Raw genomic sequence first — 15,338 nt, 5'->3', positions numbered from 1 at the left:
GGGCGGGCTCAGGTGGACGTGTACAAGCTGGCCGAGGAGGTCACCGCCGGCCTGGAGGGCATGGAGGTGCCGCTGCGGGTCGCGGTGATGGGCTGCGTCGTCAACGGCCCCGGCGAGGCCCGCGAGGCCGACCTGGGCGTGGCGTCGGGCAACGGCAAGGGGCAGATCTTCGTCAAGGGCCAGGTCGTCAAGACGGTGCCGGAGCACCAGATCGTGGAGACGCTGATCGAGGAGGCCATGCGCATCGCCGAGACAGAGTCATTGTCCTCTGGGGAGCCGGCCGACGGCGCCTCTCCGGTGGTCACCGCCTACTGACCATGGCTTTCCCGACCGCACGGGCGGCGCCGCACGGCGCCGCCCGTGTCGGCTGTTCGGACCCCCGAGGGGAAGACGAGGGATCCCCCCCGCGCGAAGGCCCCGATGACGCCGCCGCCGCTCGCTCCCGGCCGCGGCCGCATACGGTTTTCGAGTCGGCATTTGCCGCCACGAAATCTGGGGAGGCTTGGTGAACCTGGTGAAGGTCCTGGTGCGGGCGCCGGATGCGCTGACCGAGATGGTGATCGGCAAGCACCTCGACTCCCTGTCGGGGGTCGAGGTGGTGTCCGGCGAACGGCACATGCCGGTCGATGTCGCCGTGATGGTGGCCGAGCGGATGAGCGTGGAGGTGATGTCGACCCTGCGGAAGGTGAAGGAGACCCTGCGCGTGCCGGTGGTGCTGATCCCCGGCGAGATCGACCCCGCCGACCTGCTCGCGGCCGTGGACTGCAACGTCGTCGCCGTGCTGCCGAGAGCGGCGGCGACCAGCGACCGGATCGAGGAGGCGGTGCTGACCGCCGCCGCCGGCGGCGGAGCGTTGCCGCCGAGCATTCTCGGCGAGCTGTTGAGACAGGTGGAGCAGATTCAGCGCGAGGTGCTCTCGCCGAACGGCTTGCACTTCTCCGGCCTCACCCCGCGCGAGATCGACGTCCTCCGGCTGCTGTCGCACGGATTGGACACGGCCGAGATCGCCGCCAAGCTGTGCTTCTCGGAACGAGCCGTCAAGAAGGTCATCTTCGGCATCACCAGGCGCCTCAACCTCCGCAATCGGCCGCACGCCGTCGCTTACGCGCTGCGGACGGGCGTCATCTGACGGCGGCGGCTGGGCGTTCGGTCCGCCGAACCGGGCGGAACGCCCACAGCGAGCGTCCCTCGGCGCGCATCGTCCGGCGCAGCAACACCAGGTACGCCAGGTCCAGGCCGACATAGGTCGGCACGAGCACCAGGAACAGCAGGTGGGACGGATAGAGGACGAACGCGGCGAGACCGGCGAACAGGGATCCGACGAACTTCGCGGCCGCGATGGGCATGGACTGCCCCGCCGAGGACCCGCGCCGCCGCAGCATCAGCAGGAACGCCGCGCTCAGCGGCACCTGGATGATCATGCCGGTGTACATCCCGTCGCGGTCGTGGAACTCGTTGGCCCCGGCCACCACCGCCACGGCGGCCCAGACCAGCACGCCGACGACGGTCCAGCGGAACGCGCGTGACGACAACGTGGGGTAGTCGCTGCGGCCGTATCGGAACACCTGGCACAGCAGGACGGTGTCGAAGACGAGCCAGACCAGGTCGATCCCCCGCTGCGACGGGGTCTGCTCCATGACGAATGTGAGGCTGAACTCCCAGGCGAAGTTCACCACCGCCAGGTACGCCGGGATGCCCACCCTGCGGTCCACAATGGCCTGTCGAATGGCCAGCACATAGGTCAGCAGCCAGCCGACCGCGGTCGGCCCGGCCACCGACCAGTACAGCCAGCCCGGCACGGTGGCCGGTCCCACGGAGACCGGCGGCACCGTCGACATCGGAATGAGATAAGGAGGCAGCCAGTTCACGGATTGTCCCCCGAGGTCAGAGGGTGGGCACGATGGAGTCCAGGCCGAAGAACGCGCCGCCGTACAGTTCACGGCCGACGTACGGGTTGAGCACCGCGTGCCGGGCCGCGGTGTTGGCGTCCCGCCAGAACTGCTGCAAGGGGTTCGACTCGGCGAACGACGCCGCCCCGTGGGCCCACATCAGCTCGTCCAGCGCGACGGTCACCAGGTTCACCGCCTGCCCGACGTCGCCGCGAATCCGGCGCAGCTCGCTCTCCGGCAGCGGGATGGCCGCGGCGGCGGCCGCGTCGATCACGTCGGCGGCCCGGTCCACGTGCAGCTCGGCGGCGTCGATCGTCAGGGCCGTCCGGCCGAGGGCGGAGACGAAGGTCCGCGAATCCGGTTGGCTGGTGTAGCAGGTGGGTGCGATGCCCCGCCCCGGCGCCCGGTCGACGACAAAGGCGCGCGCGGCCTGCCCGATGCCGACCACCACGGACGCGCAGATGACGGCCATCGCCGCGACCGCGGGCGACCGGAACAGCGGCGGCACCATCACGTCGGTGGCGTTCTCCCGGCCCAGCTGCACGTCGATCGGGATCACCCGGTGCTCGGGGACGAAGGTCTCCTCGGCGACGACGGTGTGGCTGCCGGTCGCCCGCATGCCGACGGTGTGCCAGGTGTCGTCGATCGCCACATCGGCCGTGGGAACCAGGACGGACACCGGACGAACCACGTCCCCGGCGGCGTCGCGCTCCAGCGCGCTCAGGATCGCCCAGTCGTCGTGCAGGATGCCGGACGCGTACGGCCACCGGCCCGAGAGCAGGTAGCCGCCGTCGGTGCGGACCACCTTGCCCGGCGCCGCGAAGACCGAGGCCAGCTTCGCCCCCGGGTTGTCGCCGAACACCTCGTCCCGCGCGGTCCGGGGGAACCGGGCGGCGAGCAGGTTCGACCCGTTGATGTTGTTCACCACCCAGGACGTGGACGGGCAGTAGTGCGAGAGCGCCTTGGTGACCTCGCTCAGGGTCCGCACGTCGGTCTCGAAGCCGCCGTAGGCGCTCGCGGTCCACAGCCGGCTCACCTGCGACTCGTCGATCACGCGCACGGTGTCGGCCGGCAGCCGCCGTTCCCGCTCCCCCTCCGCGACGCCGGCCGCCAGCGTCGTCCCGATCTTGTGGACGCGCGTCACCAGGTCGACCCGCAGGTCGGTCATGTGCGTTTGGATCTTCATCATGGTCACCGTTCCGGGCGCTCGGAGATGAGAGTGGTGATGTCGAAGTAGTCCCGCCAGGCGCTGATCCGGCCGGCACGCAGGTCGAAGGCGGCCATCACCTTCAGGTTCAGCGCGATGGGCGGCCCCTCGGCGCGCAGCATGTTCTCGACCCGCTCGACCAGGACGGTGTCGCCGACCGTGGCCATGTGCCGGAACTCGACCTCCAGCCGCGCGAAGTCGGGCGGCATGAGTTCGAGGATCTGCTGCTTGCCCTGGCACACCGGTGAACCGGGGTTCTCCCACACGCAGTCGTCGGTCAGGAAGCGGTCGACCGTCGCCCGCACCGCCGCCGGTGTGGGTCCCATCCCGGTCAGGAACTCCCGCACGACACGCTCGTGCTCGCCGCGGGACATGGCTCAGCTCCTCTCGCCGGGCGCGGGGGTGTGCCCGAGGATCCGTCGGAACACCGCGTCGAGTTCCTCGGCGGCGTGATCACTCCCCTGTGGACTGCGCCAGGCCACGTGGTTGTCCGGACGCACCAGCACGGCGCCGCCGTCGCCGATCCCGCTGACCGCCGACCAGCTGCCGTCGGCCTGCCGCCAGCCGGCCGTCGCCGGATCCGTGCCGATCGGCACGACGGACAGGGCCACGCCGTGGGCGTCGGCGGCGGCCTTCGCCGCGACCGTCCACTCGTCCGCCAGCGGTCCGGTCAGCAGCGCGAAACCGCCCTGGTTGCCGACGAGGTCGTGGGAGGAGACGCGGACGTCGTCACAGGTCAGCCAGGCATGCGGCAGCCGATGCCCTGGCCGGGCGACCGGGTGGTACGTGGTGCCCATCGGGTCGCGCGGTGGCGGCTGCGACCCGTCGGGCACGATGGCGCCGGTCGGATAGGCGAAGCCGATCTCGATGTCATGAGCCTGGTACTCGGTCCGTTGGGTCCCGAAGACCTCCCGCGCGCGGGCCCGCCGGGTCTCCCCCATCGGCGTGTCGGACAGCAGCTCGCGGAAGTTGGCCGCGCGGGCCTCCGCGGGAAGCCCGGGCATCGCGCCCAGGCACGCGTGCAGCACGCCGTGGTTCAGGAAGCAGGACATCGCCCAGGCCACGTTCTGGTGAGCGGCCGGCAGCCGTTCCGCCTCGTACGTGTCGAGCAGCGCGTCGTCGGCCTGGCCGCCCAGCACGGCCGCGAGTTTCCACGCGAGGTTGTGCGCGTCCTGGATCGCCGTGTTCAGACCGAGTCCGGTGGCGGGCGGCTGCCGGTGCGCGGCGTCCCCGGCGAGGAAGACCCGGCCGACGCGGAACGACCGCGCGACGACGGCCTCGGGCAGGTACTCGCTCACGTGGTGGATCCGCAGGCTCAGCTCCGGCAGCTTCAGCAGTTCCCGCACCCGCGCGGCGACCGCCTCCGTGCTCAGGTCCACCGTGCCGCCCGGCGGCAGGTTGAAGTGCAGGGCCCATTCCTCGGACGCGAGTCCCCAGCTGGGCCCGGCCGCGACCATCGCGTACGCGGAGATCAGCCCGCCCTCGGGGCTGACGAAGTTGGTCATCAGCGCCGAGTCGCCGCTCCACCAGCGGGACAGGTCCGCGCTGAAGTGGACGGAGATGATGGTGAAGCCGCCGGCGTCGCCGTCCATCGGCACGCCGAGCGCGCCGCCGATGCCGCGGCCGCCGTCGGCCGCGATCAGATACCGGGCGCGGACGGTGCCGGTCTCGCCGGTCGACCGATCGGTCACCCGTGCGGTCACGCCGTTCTCGTCCTGCGTGAACTCGTCCAGTATGTGGTTGAAGCGCACGCCGCCCGGCGCGCGGTCCTCCGCATGCAGGCGCAGCAGCGGCTCGAGCCGGTGTTGCGGGAGGTTCGTCGAGGGGCAGGCGCTGTCCGCCGCGTACGGCCCGGCCGTGCTGCGGCCGCCGAAGGCGTCGATCCGATACAGGTCCCGAGCGTCCAGGGGGCCGTCGCCGGCCAACGACGTGCGCCACACGACCTCGCTCATGTTGGCCAGCGGCGCGCCGATCTCGTAGACGTCGTCGGCGATGCCGTGCTGCCGGAAGATCTCCATGGTGCGCTGGTTTAGGTAGTGCGCCCTGGGCAACGCCGAGGTCGATTCCCGGCGCTCGACCAACAGGTGGCGCACGCCCACGTCGGACAGGAAGATCGACGCGGCAAGCCCGCAGCCGCCACCGCCGACAACGAGAACTGGCACGTCCACGTCAAACATGGCTTCCTCTGGGGGTGATGGGAGTTCCTGGTGTCGGCGCCGCGTTCTCGTGCACGACGATGGCGGCCGCCGGGCACAGCAGGGCCGCCTCTCGCACCCGGTCGCTGTCCGGCGGCGCCGCGTCGAGCAGGATCACCACGCCGTCGTCCTCGCGCTGGTCGAAGACCTCGGGCGCGATCCCGGCACACCGCCCGACCGCGGCGCATCTCGTGTGGTCGACCTCGACCCGCATGGTCTTCACCACGCGACCGGCAGCGTCCGCACGCCGAAGACGAGCGCGGTGGTCTTGTAGTCGACCTCGTCCGCCGGCACGGCCAGGCGCAGCGTGGGGAACCGGGCGAACAGGGCCGGCAACGCGGCCCGCAGCTCCGTACGCGCCAACTGCTGGCCCAGGCACTGGTGCGGCCCGTGGCCGAACGCCATGTGCGGCTGCGGCGGCCGGCGCACGTCCAGACGGTCGAGGTCCCGGCCGGTCCCCCGCGGATCCCGGTTGGCGGCCAGTATCGACACCACCACCCGTTCCCCCTCCTCGATCTGCTGGCCCCGCACGCACATGCTCGCGGCCGCCTGGCGCGGCAGGATGGTCGCCGGCGTGCAGTACCGCAGCAGTTCCTCCACGGCGCCGTCGACGGCCGAGGGTTCGTCACGCACGATCGCGAGCTGGTCGGGGTGCTGGAGCAGCAGGGCGATGGCGACCGCCAGCATGCTGGTGATGGTCTCGTGCCCGGCGATGAGCAGCATGTTGCCGATCCCCATCAGCTCGATGTCGGTCAACTCGTCGCCGTGGTCGCGCACGATGCCGCCCAGCAGGTTGTCGCCGGGCTCGTCGCGGTGGCGCGCGACGAGCCCGGCCATGTACGCCTGCATGTCGGTGGCTTTCTGGATCTGCTCCTCCCGCGTCGCGTTGACGTCCAGGGCGACCTCGGCCCGGTGTCGGAAGTCCTCGCGGTCGGCGTAGGGCACCCCCAGCAGTTCGCAGATCACCTGCGTCGGGATGGGCGCGCAGAACGCCTGCACCAGGTCCGTGCCGGGACCGGCCGCCGCCAACGCGTCCAGCCTGGACGCCACGACGTCGTCGATCATCGGGCGCAGGGCCCGCGCCCGCTTGGTCGTGAAGAAGCCGGTCAGCATGCGCCGCAACCGGGAATGCTCGGCGCCGTCGTAGCTCAGCAGGTTGCCCGGCTGGGTCGGCAGGGACTGCCCGGTCAGCAACCGGTCGTCGCTGAGCAGGCTCCTGGCGTCGTCGTACCGGGTGACGGCCACCGCCTCGAACTCGCCCAGCAGCGGGCTGGGCACCTTGATCCGCCGCAGCTCGTCCTCGTGCAGCATCTCGCGCAGCTCGGGAGCGGGGTCGAACGGGCATTCGGCGGCGCGCGCCGCGATGGGAAGCGCCTTGAGCTCAGGCATGGAACAGCCTCTCTGCCAGAGGGAAGGAGTGGTCGTCAGGACCGACGGCCGAGGATCAGCGCGGCGACGTCCCGGAACTCGCCGTGCACCGCGTCCGCGATTCCCGCGCCGGCAAGGCATTCCTCCGCGGCCGCGGTCATTCGGGCGGCTTCCTCCTGCGCCCAGTCCCGCCCTCCGCCGCGTTCGACCAGGTCCGTGATCCGTCGCACGTCGGCCTCCGTGAAGGGCTCCGGGCCGTGGTAGAGGGCGTGGAGCTCGTCCGACTGCGCCGCGTTCAGAGCCGCCACCACGGGCAGCGACTTCTTGCGGGCCCTGATGTCGGCGCCCGTCTCCTTCCCGGTGTGCTCCGGGTCGCCCCAGATGCCCAGCAGGTCGTCGACGAGTTGGAAGGCGAGTCCGATGTGCTCGCCGAAGGCGGCCAGCCGCTGGACCAGCGCCACGTCGCCGCCGACGAGTTCGGCGCCGAGCGCGCAGGCACAGGCGAGCAGCGCCCCGGTCTTGTCACCGGCCATCCGGAGGCATTCGGCCACCGTCACGTCGTCGCGCTGTTCGAAGTCCATGTCGGCGGCCTGGCCGCTGATCATGCGCTGGGTCGCGGCGATCAGTGAGCGAGTGGCCGACGCGGCCCCCACGCGGCGCGTGTCCAACAACACCGTCGTCGCCGCGGCCAGCAGCGCGTCGCCGCCGAGGATGGCTTGGGGCGCACCGAAAACCGTCCACGCGGTCGCCCGACCGCGACGGACCGTGTCACCGTCCATGATGTCGTCGTGCAGCAGCGAGAAGTTGTGCACGAGCTCCACTGCCACCGCGGCGGGCACGCCGTCGGCAGCGGTGAACGACGCCGCCCGTGCGGACAGCAGCGCCAGTGCAGGCCGGACGAGCTTTCCACCCCGCCCCTCGGCCGGCCGGCCGGCGGCATCGGTCCAGCCGTGGTGGTACGCGGTGACGCGCGCCAATTCCGGGCACAGGCAATGCCGGACGGCATCGCGCAGCGCCGGCTCGACCAGCGACCTGCCCAGGTCCAGGGCCAGGTTTGTCGGCGTTGTGGTCACCGGGTCACCGCCACTGGTCGGGATTGCAGGCATCGCATCGGGAAGACCTCGCTCTCGGATGGGCGTGGCTCATGGGGTGGGCAGGTCCGGTGGTGTCGGTGTCGGGGCACGCAACAGCGACCGGAGAACGACTTCGGGGGAGGTGAGCAGGCTGCGGGGCGGCGCCAGCAGGAACAGCACGTCCCGGAAGGCCTTGCACACGACCGGATCGCCCGGCACGCGATCGCGCACCCGCCCGAGGTACCAGTCGGCGAGCCGGTCGAGCGGGCCGTTGCGCAGGGCGTTGCCGACGGCGCCGGGCATGGGGCTGTCCGCGCCGGTGGCGACCTCCCACGCCCACTGCGACGACCGCAGGATCGCCTGCTGCAGCTCATGCGCCGATGGCGTCCGAGCGGCGCCGGCCAGCACGCGGTCGAGGAACACCGCGTTCTGGGCGGCGACCGACATACCCTGCCCGTAGACCGGATTGAGCGCGCAGACGGCGTCGCCGACCACGAGCAGGCCGGCACGAGCGCGGTCGTAGCGGCGGCGGCGATTCGCGGTATGGCGGTACCCGACGGGTCGGCCGAGGGGACGCGCGGTGCTGAGCCACTTGTGCGGGGCGTCGTGCGGCAGGTTCCTGGCGTAGTCGACGAAACCCGCCGGATCGGTCGGCGGGGCCTGGCCGCGCGGTCCGGACAGGGTGACCATCCACCGGTCGTCCTCCGCCGGCAGGATGATCGCGCCGAGGGGTTGCCCGGCGTCGGGGACGATGTAGAAACCGCCGATGTCCCCGGCGGATGTCCGATCGTCCACGTGGAAGACACCCGTCGCGTACGCGCGTCCGGCGTCCAGCAGCTCGTCGGCGGGCTCTGCCGCACCGAGCCTCGCCAGCCACTGGGGCGTGCGACTGCCTCGGCCGGTCGCGTCCACCACGAGGTCGGCCGCGAGTTCCTGTTCGCCCCGTCGGCCGGCAGCTCGGCCACGGATCGTGACGCCGGTGATCTGGTGCGGCCCGCCCAGCAGGCCGGTCGCCTCGGTGGACGGCACCATCCGTACGCGCGGCTCGGCCAGCACCCGCTTCCGGACGAGATGGTCCAGGAGCGGTCGCGACGGCGTCATGACCGGCGCGGACGGATTTCGACGCGAAACCCACTGCCCCGACTGCCACACGCCGACGTCCGCCGGCACCGACAGCGTCGGCGCGCCGGCGTCCGTCAGTTCGGCGACGAATCCGGGCAGTAGCTGGTGCAACGCCTGGATTCCGCTGGCCAGCAGGACATGCGTGTGCCGCGACTGCGGGACGCCCGCGCGGGGCTCGGGGGCGTCGGGACACTGGTCGCGCTCCACCACCGTCACCTCCGTCGCGTAGCGCGCGAGGACGTTGGCGGTGAGCAGCCCCGCGATGCCGCCTCCCAGCACTGCCACGTGTCCGAGCGAAGGACCTGAATCCACCCCGTGCCCCCTCAGGAACGTGCGCCGAGCGGCGAGTTGGTCATCTGATGGGCCAGGTAGCGAACGCCGGCGGTGTCGCCCGTGCCGCGCCGGTTGCCGATCATGTCCGCAACCATCTCCAGGTGCGTGGTCCGCCAGCGCCGCACCGCGGCCGCCAGCCTGGCCACCCGCTGGTGATCCGAGGCGGCGTGGCGCTCGTCGTTCGCCGTGACCACCACGTCGGTCAGCCTGAACAACTGTTGGAACTGAACCGACTGCGCGCCGCTGGCCGTCCCCAGCCGGTCTCGGAAGACCAGGAAGTCCTCCGACGGCAGCGCGCCGCGCAGCAACGCCAGATGCGCGACCAAGGTGTCGACCAGCCACGTCACCCGCTCCACCCGCTGGGCGAAACTGGCGTGGCGGCAACCGGTCGCCACGATCTGCCGCAGGTCGGCCAGCGCCTGGCTGAGCAGGATCTCGGAAGCCTGGTGGACGACGATGAACAGCCGCTCGCTGTCGCGCACCTCCGGCCGGTCCGCCGGCGTGCGCGGCTGCTGGAGCGACAACAGCTCGGTCAGGCGCAGGTAGCCCGAATACGTCACGGCGGTCACAGGAGCACCTCCTCGCCTCGCCCGCCCGCTACACCAAGCGACCCGGCACCGTGAGTTCGATCAGCGCGGTCCGGTGTTCGGTCGGCGGGAGGTCGTTCAGGGCCATGGCGGCCATCCGCACATAGCGATGCGACATCTCCCGGGCCGACCGGATGCCGTCGAACTCGTGCACGAGCTCGGCCATGGCGTCGTGCCGTTCCTCGGCCGGCGACGCGGTGTCGGCCAACAGCCGCTCGATCACCCGCTGCCGATCACGGGGCGCCCGCCGATGGGCGAGCAGCACGGGCAATGTGGGGCGGCCATTGCGAACGTCGGAAACGTTCGGCTTGCCCGCCCGAGTTCCGTCGTAAGCCATCATGTCATCGCGAATCTGGTATCCGATACCCAACAGGTCGCTGTACCGCCGGAGCGCCGCGACAGAACTCTCATCCGCCCCGGCGAGGGTGGCACCCACCCCGCAGGCCATCCACAACAATGCGCCGCTCTTGTCCTTGATCATGGCAAGGTACTTCTCGACGGAACAGATCGTGCGACCCATTCGAATTTCCTCGACCGCCGCACTTCCGATTCGCAGGCCGGCCTCGGACAGCACCGTGAGGGCCCGGCCGACCCGGGCCGCGGGAACACCGGCCTTCCCGCATTCGGACAGCGCGGCGAATCCGTGGAAGAAGAGGCCGTCACCCCCGACCACCGCGGTCGGTGTGCCGAACACGGCGTGCGCGGCGGGCTTGCCCCGCCGCTGCGGATCACCGTCGATGATGTCGTCGTGCATCATCGCGCCGACCTGAATGCATTCCACCGCCACCGCGGCCGGCAGCACCGGCCTTATCTCACCGCCGACGGCCAGGCTCGACCGGATCAGCAGCCAGGGTCCCATCATCTTGCCGAACGGAACCAATCCGTAACGGGCCACCTCGTCGAGTCCGGCGACACCCTCGGGCCACCGGAAGTCGACCTCGGCCCGTACCAATTCGGCCACTTCGGCATCCGCAACCTGCGCCACGTCAATGTCCGCCATGCATTCGACCCTAGGGCGACCAGCACCACATTGTCGCCGACGACGACCGGCGCAGTCCCGAAGGGGAACACCGTTTGTACTCTTCGAACCCGGCCGATCGGCGCCCATTCACCTGGCCCGCGCAAATCACCGGGCGGCCGCGCACAACTGCTCGTCCACGAGTGCGTTGGTGGCCTGCTGCGTGCGCTCGTCGCCGTCACCGGTGGCCAGGACCACGACGGTGCGTCCGGCGCGCGGGCTGATGGCGTCCCAGGTGTGGTACCCGGGAACGTCGCCGGGGTGTCCGAAGTAGCCGCCGCCGCAGGACAGCGGGAACCAACCCAGGCCGAGCCCGTAGCGGGCGCCCGGCCAGAGCGCTTCCAGTTGCGGCGCGACGATGGTGGTCTCCATGGCGGCGAGCTGCGCCGGAGCCAGCAGCCGGCCGCCGACCAGCGCCGCGAGGAACCGGCTCAGGTCGCCGGCGGTGCTGATCATCGATCCGGCCGCGTCGAACATGCTCGGGTTGGCCACGGTCACGTCGATCGGGTCACCTGCGCCGAAATTGGAGTACCCCTCGGCATGCGGGCCCAGGACGAAGGGGAAAGCGCCCGGCGTGGTGGTGTGGGACAGGCCCAGGGGGCGGATGATCCGCGCGTCGACCTCGTGCGCCCAACTCCGGCCGGTGACCCGGTTGATGATCATTCCGGCGAGGATGTAGTTGGTGTTGGAGTACGACGCGCCGGCGCCGGGCAGGAAGACCGGTGGGTGCCGCATCGCCAACGCCACTAGTTGCTCCGGGGCGTAGGTGCGGAACCGGTCGGCCCGGAATCCTGCGGTGCTGGCCAGCCCGGGGAGGTCGTCGACGTAGTCGTGGATTCCGCTGGTGTGCTCGAGAAGTTCCCGGATGGTGATGCCGGCGCCGTCGTTGCCGCTGCCCTCGACCACTCCGGGCAGCCAGCGCGCGACCGTGTCGTCCAGGGACAGTCGGCCTTCGCCGACCAACTGGAGCACGACCGTGGCGACGAACGTCTTGGTGACACTGCCGATCCGGAACTCGGCGTCCAACGGCACCGGCGATCCGGTAGCGGTGTCGGCGACTCCCGCACGCGCGCTGCGCGATCCGTGCCCAGCGGTCACCGACGCCAGCACGCCGACCACCGCGGTGTCGTGGATCGCGTCCACCTGCTGTTGCAGCGTGCCGGTGTCGGCGACGGCCGGTGCGGCTTGCGCGAGCCCGGTGGTCAGCGTGAGGAGCACCGCGGCCAACGCCTGATTCGGTTTCCTGAACGGCATGTTCGAGGTCCTTCCGGTACGTGGTGGCCCCGCCACCACGTACCGGCCGACCACCGGCCGTCGGTGTCGGCGCGGGCTCTCCGGGATGTCAGTCGTCGAGATTGTCGGTGACGACCGCGACTATTTCCTTCAGCACCCGAGGATTGCTCAGCAGTTCGTCGTGGGTGCAGGCCAGCTCGTGTTCGATGATCTCCCCCACGACGTAGGGCGACCACTCCCGCGCCGACGCCGAGTCGGCCACCGGGTTCGGTTCGGCCACGAACAGGTGCAGCGCGCCGCGCAGGGTCCCCGGCTTGTGGTCCTTCCACGCGGTGAGGTCGGTGAGCATGGTGTCCACGAAGGTCTCGGCCGCGCTCCGCCGGCCCTGCCAGGCGTAGTTCGTCGCCATGTCCGCGAACTCGGCGATGTCGTCGTAGGTCAGCGGCCGGTCGTAGTCGGCCGGGTTCACGCCGTGGATCATCAGGATCAGCGCCATCAGCTCCTGCTCGCCCCGGTCCTCCTTGACCGAGATGAGCGGGTTCGTGTTGAACACGCCGAGGAACTCGATCTCCTGGCCCTGCTCCTGCAGCTCGACCGCGACCGCATGGGCCAGGATCCCGCCGAACGACCAGCCGAGGACGCGATACGGGCCTTCCGGCTGGACACCGCGGATCAGCCGGACGTAGTCGGCAGCGATCGCGGAGATGCTCGTCAGCGGGGTGTCGAGCTCCTGGAACGTGTGCGACTGGAGGCCGTAGATCGGGTAGTCCGGGCCGAAGTGCTGCGCGAGCACGCCGTAGCTCCAGGCCGTGCCGGCCAGATGCCGCATGCAGAACAGCGGCCGCCGGTCGCCCCGGACGATCAGCGGGAGCAACACGTCGAAGGAGTCCTGCGGCTCCTCGCCGGTCAGCTGGCGGGACAGCGCCGCGACCGTCGGGTGCTCCACGAGCAGCCTGATCGGCAGATCCACGTCCATGGCGGTCCGAACGAGCTTGATCAGCCTCGCCGCGAGCACGGAGCTTCCGCCGAGATCGAAGAAGCTGTCGTGCGGCCCCACCTGCGGCACCCCGAGCACCTCGGCGAACAGGCAGGTCAGCAGCAGCTCGGACTCGGTGAGGTGATTGTGGATCATGGCCGCGTTCTCGAGCACCGGCGCCGGCAGCGCTCGGCGGTCGAGCTTGCCGTTCGGTGTCAACGGGAGCTCAGGCAGCACCACGACCGCGGTCGGCACCATGTAGAGCGGCAGTTTCTCCGCGACGAACTCGAGAATGCCATGGGCGTTGGGCTCCCGGCCCGGCGCCGCCGTCACGTACGCGACGAGCCGCCGGTCCCCCGGCCGGTCCTCGCGCACCGCCGCAACCGCCCGCGCCACGTTCTCGGACAGCTCGATCGTGGCCTCCACCTCACCGAGCTCCACCCGAAAACCGTGCAGCTTGACCTGGTTGTCCGAGCGCCCCACGTATTCCAGCGTGCCGTCGGCGCGGACCCGCACGATGTCGCCGGTCCGGTACATCTTGGCGTCGGGCGAGCCGAAAGCGTCGGGCAGGAACCGCTCCTCGGTGAGCTCCGGCCGGTTGAGGTAGCCCCGGGCGACGCCGTCGCCCGAGATGAACAACTCGCCTTCGACGCCGACCGACACCGGAGCGAGGTTCGCGTCGAGGACGTGCAGTCGAGTGTTCCGCAGCGCGGTGCCGATCACCGCGGCGTCCTCCGCGCGGGTCACCGTGTGCGCCGTGGACCAGACGGTGGTCTCGGTCGGGCCGTACCACTGGATCACCTCGGCGCCGAGGCCGAGCAGGGTGGCCGCGAGCTTGTCCGACAGCGCCTCACCGCCGACAAGGACCCGGAGTCCTCGCACCACGTCGGGGCTGACCGTGGCGAGCATGTGCCAATGCGTCGGCGTGGCCTGCGCGGTGGACACCGCGCGCTGCTCGATCAGGTTGGCCAGTTGCTGCGGATCCTGCCCCGTTCCCATCGGCGCCACCACCGCGCGTGCGCCGGTGAAGAACGGCAGGAAGAGCTCCGGCACGGACATGTCGAAGGTCGCCGTCGTGACGGACAGCATCCGGTCACCGGGGCCGAGCGACAGCCGATCCTGCATGGCCAGCAACAGGTTGTGCATCGCGCGCAACGGAATCTCGACGCCCTTGGGCGTGCCGGTGGAACCGGAGGTGTAGATGACGTACGCGAGGCTCTCACGCAGCGGGGTGCCGTTGCGCTCGCCGTCGTCCAGGTGCCCCACCGGATAGACGGACAACGTCTCGGCAGTCTCCGGCGCGTCCAGGACGATGGTCGGGATGCCCAGCTCGGCGCCGCTCGCGGCGGTCTTCGCAGCGGTCACCAGCACGACCGGTTGCGCCTCCGCGAGCATGAACGCGGTCCGCTCGGCCGGATGCTCGGCGTCCAGCGGGAGATAAGCCCCACCCGCCTTGAGGACGGCCAGCAACGTCACGAGCAGATCGGCGGAGCGCGGAAGCATCACGGCGACCAGCCGATCAGGCCCGACCCCGTAGGTCACCAGGTGCCTGGCCAACTTGTTCGCGCGCTCGTGCACCTGCCGGTAGGACAGCTCCTCGCCGTCGAACTCGAGAGCGACCTCCGCCGGGACGCTGTCCGCCTGTTCCTCCAACGCCTTCACCAGCGTCGCCGGTTCCCGTTCGGTGACGGTCTGACGGCCGAGCACGCCAAGGTCTGCCATGTGTGTATGCCTCGATCTCCTGCGTTGGAAAGCGACCGACAGCGGACGGCGATGGGCGACGGCACCGGCGCGGCATCAGCGTCGGTTCATACCAACGAAAGCCCATCGCACGACCGAAGCTACGAGCTCCGCGCCGCACTGTCGTCAGGCGTGGCCATGGCGGGCCCGAAAGGGAACGCAACGTGGAACTTGCCGACCCGCGCCCCGGGCGCGATCCACGGGCAGACCGCGGCACCGCGCGTCCCAGATCGGCTCGTCGTCCAGGCGGGCGCGCGGTCGATCCTGCCGGGACAGCGCGCAGCGCCGGTCTCACCGGCCAGTGTGACCACCAGGGGCGATCAGCGTCACGGCGCAGCGAACTCGTCCGCGAGTCAGCTGCCCCCGTTCACGGCGGGCGGGCTGGCGTCTCTCGCCGGCAGCCACGCCTCCGACCGCGCGATCCGTCGCGCCGATTCCTCGATCAGCTTCGCGGCGCGGTCGACGAGCAACTTTGAGACCTCGCAGCGCAGCCGAGCCCGATCGGTCGTCTCGGCGACCTGCCGCGCCCGGGCGGAAACGGGCTCGCCGTCATGGTGCGGACCGGACAAGACGGCTCCTTTCGTCGGCGTGAGAAGT

General features: G+C 70.8%; 14 protein-coding genes and 1 pseudogene. 2 read left to right on the top strand and 13 right to left on the bottom strand.

Annotated elements, in window-relative coordinates; all coding sequences use genetic code 11:
• Positions 1–315 (top strand): annotated as a pseudogene (locus BCF44_RS43355) (flavodoxin-dependent (E)-4-hydroxy-3-methylbut-2-enyl-diphosphate synthase); the annotation flags it as partial.
• A 190-nt stretch (positions 316–505) separates the two neighbouring features.
• The gene (locus BCF44_RS43350) at positions 506–1,129 is read left to right on the top strand and encodes a helix-turn-helix transcriptional regulator (protein WP_342775721.1); all 624 of its coding nucleotides are present in this window, start codon (positions 506–508) and stop codon (positions 1,127–1,129) included.
• On the opposite strand, the gene BCF44_RS43345 is transcribed toward BCF44_RS43350, so the two are convergent.
• The 13 genes from BCF44_RS43345 to BCF44_RS43285 form a co-directional block, all read right to left on the bottom strand.
• Positions 1,122–1,838: a transmembrane-type terpene cyclase gene (locus tag BCF44_RS43345; protein WP_246016150.1), complete on the bottom strand. Its 717-nt coding sequence runs from the start codon at positions 1,836–1,838 to the stop codon at positions 1,122–1,124. The two genes, BCF44_RS43350 and BCF44_RS43345, sit on opposite strands and share 8 nt — an antisense overlap.
• Positions 1,839–1,884: 46 nt before the next feature.
• Positions 1,885–3,075: an acyl-CoA dehydrogenase family protein gene (locus BCF44_RS43340; RefSeq protein ID WP_116180364.1), complete on the bottom strand. Its 1,191-nt coding sequence runs from the start codon at positions 3,073–3,075 to the stop codon at positions 1,885–1,887.
• Between the two features lie 5 nt (positions 3,076–3,080).
• Positions 3,081–3,470 carry a limonene-1,2-epoxide hydrolase family protein gene (locus tag BCF44_RS43335; protein WP_116180320.1) on the bottom strand — a complete coding sequence of 130 codons (390 nt, stop codon included), beginning with the start codon at positions 3,468–3,470 and terminating at the stop codon, positions 3,081–3,083.
• A 3-nt stretch (positions 3,471–3,473) separates the two neighbouring features.
• Complete coding sequence (locus tag BCF44_RS43330) at positions 3,474–5,273, bottom strand: FAD-dependent monooxygenase (protein ID WP_116180319.1); 1,800 nt, start codon at positions 5,271–5,273, stop codon at positions 3,474–3,476.
• A complete protein-coding gene (locus BCF44_RS43325) occupies positions 5,266–5,505 on the bottom strand; it encodes a ferredoxin (protein WP_116180363.1) in 240 nt (79 codons plus the stop codon). Before BCF44_RS43325 ends, BCF44_RS43330 begins: the two co-directional genes overlap by 8 nt.
• A 5-nt stretch (positions 5,506–5,510) precedes the next feature.
• A complete protein-coding gene (locus BCF44_RS43320) occupies positions 5,511–6,680 on the bottom strand; it encodes a cytochrome P450 (RefSeq protein WP_116180318.1) in 1,170 nt (389 codons plus the stop codon).
• Between the two features lie 35 nt (positions 6,681–6,715).
• On the bottom strand, positions 6,716–7,732 hold the full coding sequence (locus BCF44_RS43315; protein ID WP_246016149.1) for a polyprenyl synthetase family protein: 1,017 nt from the start codon (positions 7,730–7,732) through the stop codon (positions 6,716–6,718).
• Between the two features lie 69 nt (positions 7,733–7,801).
• Positions 7,802–9,139 carry an FAD-dependent oxidoreductase gene (locus BCF44_RS43310; RefSeq protein WP_170218064.1) on the bottom strand — a complete coding sequence of 446 codons (1,338 nt, stop codon included), beginning with the start codon at positions 9,137–9,139 and terminating at the stop codon, positions 7,802–7,804.
• A gap of 38 nt (positions 9,140–9,177) precedes the next feature.
• Positions 9,178–9,756, bottom strand: coding sequence for a tryptophan 2,3-dioxygenase family protein (locus BCF44_RS43305; RefSeq protein WP_116180315.1), 579 nt, complete (start codon positions 9,754–9,756; stop codon positions 9,178–9,180).
• 28 nt (positions 9,757–9,784) lie between these two features.
• Positions 9,785–10,882: a polyprenyl synthetase family protein gene (locus BCF44_RS43300; protein ID WP_246016148.1), complete on the bottom strand. Its 1,098-nt coding sequence runs from the start codon at positions 10,880–10,882 to the stop codon at positions 9,785–9,787.
• Between the two features lie 18 nt (positions 10,883–10,900).
• Positions 10,901–12,046, bottom strand: coding sequence for a serine hydrolase domain-containing protein (locus BCF44_RS43295; protein WP_116180313.1), 1,146 nt, complete (start codon positions 12,044–12,046; stop codon positions 10,901–10,903).
• Between the two features lie 88 nt (positions 12,047–12,134).
• Entirely contained in the window at positions 12,135–14,723 is a 2,589-nt protein-coding gene (locus BCF44_RS43290; protein ID WP_116180312.1) for a non-ribosomal peptide synthetase, read from the bottom strand.
• 371 nt (positions 14,724–15,094) lie between these two features.
• Positions 15,095–15,310, bottom strand: a complete 216-nt coding sequence (locus tag BCF44_RS43285) for a hypothetical protein (protein WP_116180311.1) — start codon at positions 15,308–15,310, stop codon at positions 15,095–15,097.
• Positions 15,311–15,338: the final 28 nt, after the last annotated feature.

Source organism: Kutzneria buriramensis (genome assembly GCF_003387475.1).
Taxonomy (GTDB): Bacteria; Actinomycetota; Actinomycetes; order Mycobacteriales; family Pseudonocardiaceae; genus Kutzneria; species Kutzneria buriramensis.
The sequence above is the reverse complement of the archived record's forward strand: the minus strand, read 5'-3'. Positions and strand labels throughout refer to the sequence as shown.

Excerpts from the sequence above, each read along its gene's own strand:
- BCF44_RS43330 (WP_116180319.1), bottom strand. The coding sequence starts at position 5,273 with ATGTTTGACGTGGACGTGCCAGTTCTCGTTGTCGGCGGTGGCGGCTGC.
- BCF44_RS43290 (WP_116180312.1), bottom strand. The coding sequence starts at position 14,723 with ATGGCAGACCTTGGCGTGCTCGGCCGTCAGACCGTCACCGAACGGGAA.
- BCF44_RS43295 (WP_116180313.1), bottom strand. The coding sequence starts at position 12,046 with ATGCCGTTCAGGAAACCGAATCAGGCGTTGGCCGCGGTGCTCCTCACG.
- BCF44_RS43345 (WP_246016150.1), bottom strand. The coding sequence starts at position 1,838 with ATGTCGACGGTGCCGCCGGTCTCCGTGGGACCGGCCACCGTGCCGGGC.
- BCF44_RS43300 (WP_246016148.1), bottom strand. The coding sequence starts at position 10,882 with ATGGGCGCCGATCGGCCGGGTTCGAAGAGTACAAACGGTGTTCCCCTT.
- BCF44_RS43320 (WP_116180318.1), bottom strand. The coding sequence starts at position 6,680 with ATGCCTGAGCTCAAGGCGCTTCCCATCGCGGCGCGCGCCGCCGAATGC.
- BCF44_RS43340 (WP_116180364.1), bottom strand. The coding sequence starts at position 3,075 with ATGAAGATCCAAACGCACATGACCGACCTGCGGGTCGACCTGGTGACG.
- BCF44_RS43325 (WP_116180363.1), bottom strand. The coding sequence starts at position 5,505 with ATGCGGGTCGAGGTCGACCACACGAGATGCGCCGCGGTCGGGCGGTGT.
- BCF44_RS43335 (WP_116180320.1), bottom strand. The coding sequence starts at position 3,470 with ATGTCCCGCGGCGAGCACGAGCGTGTCGTGCGGGAGTTCCTGACCGGG.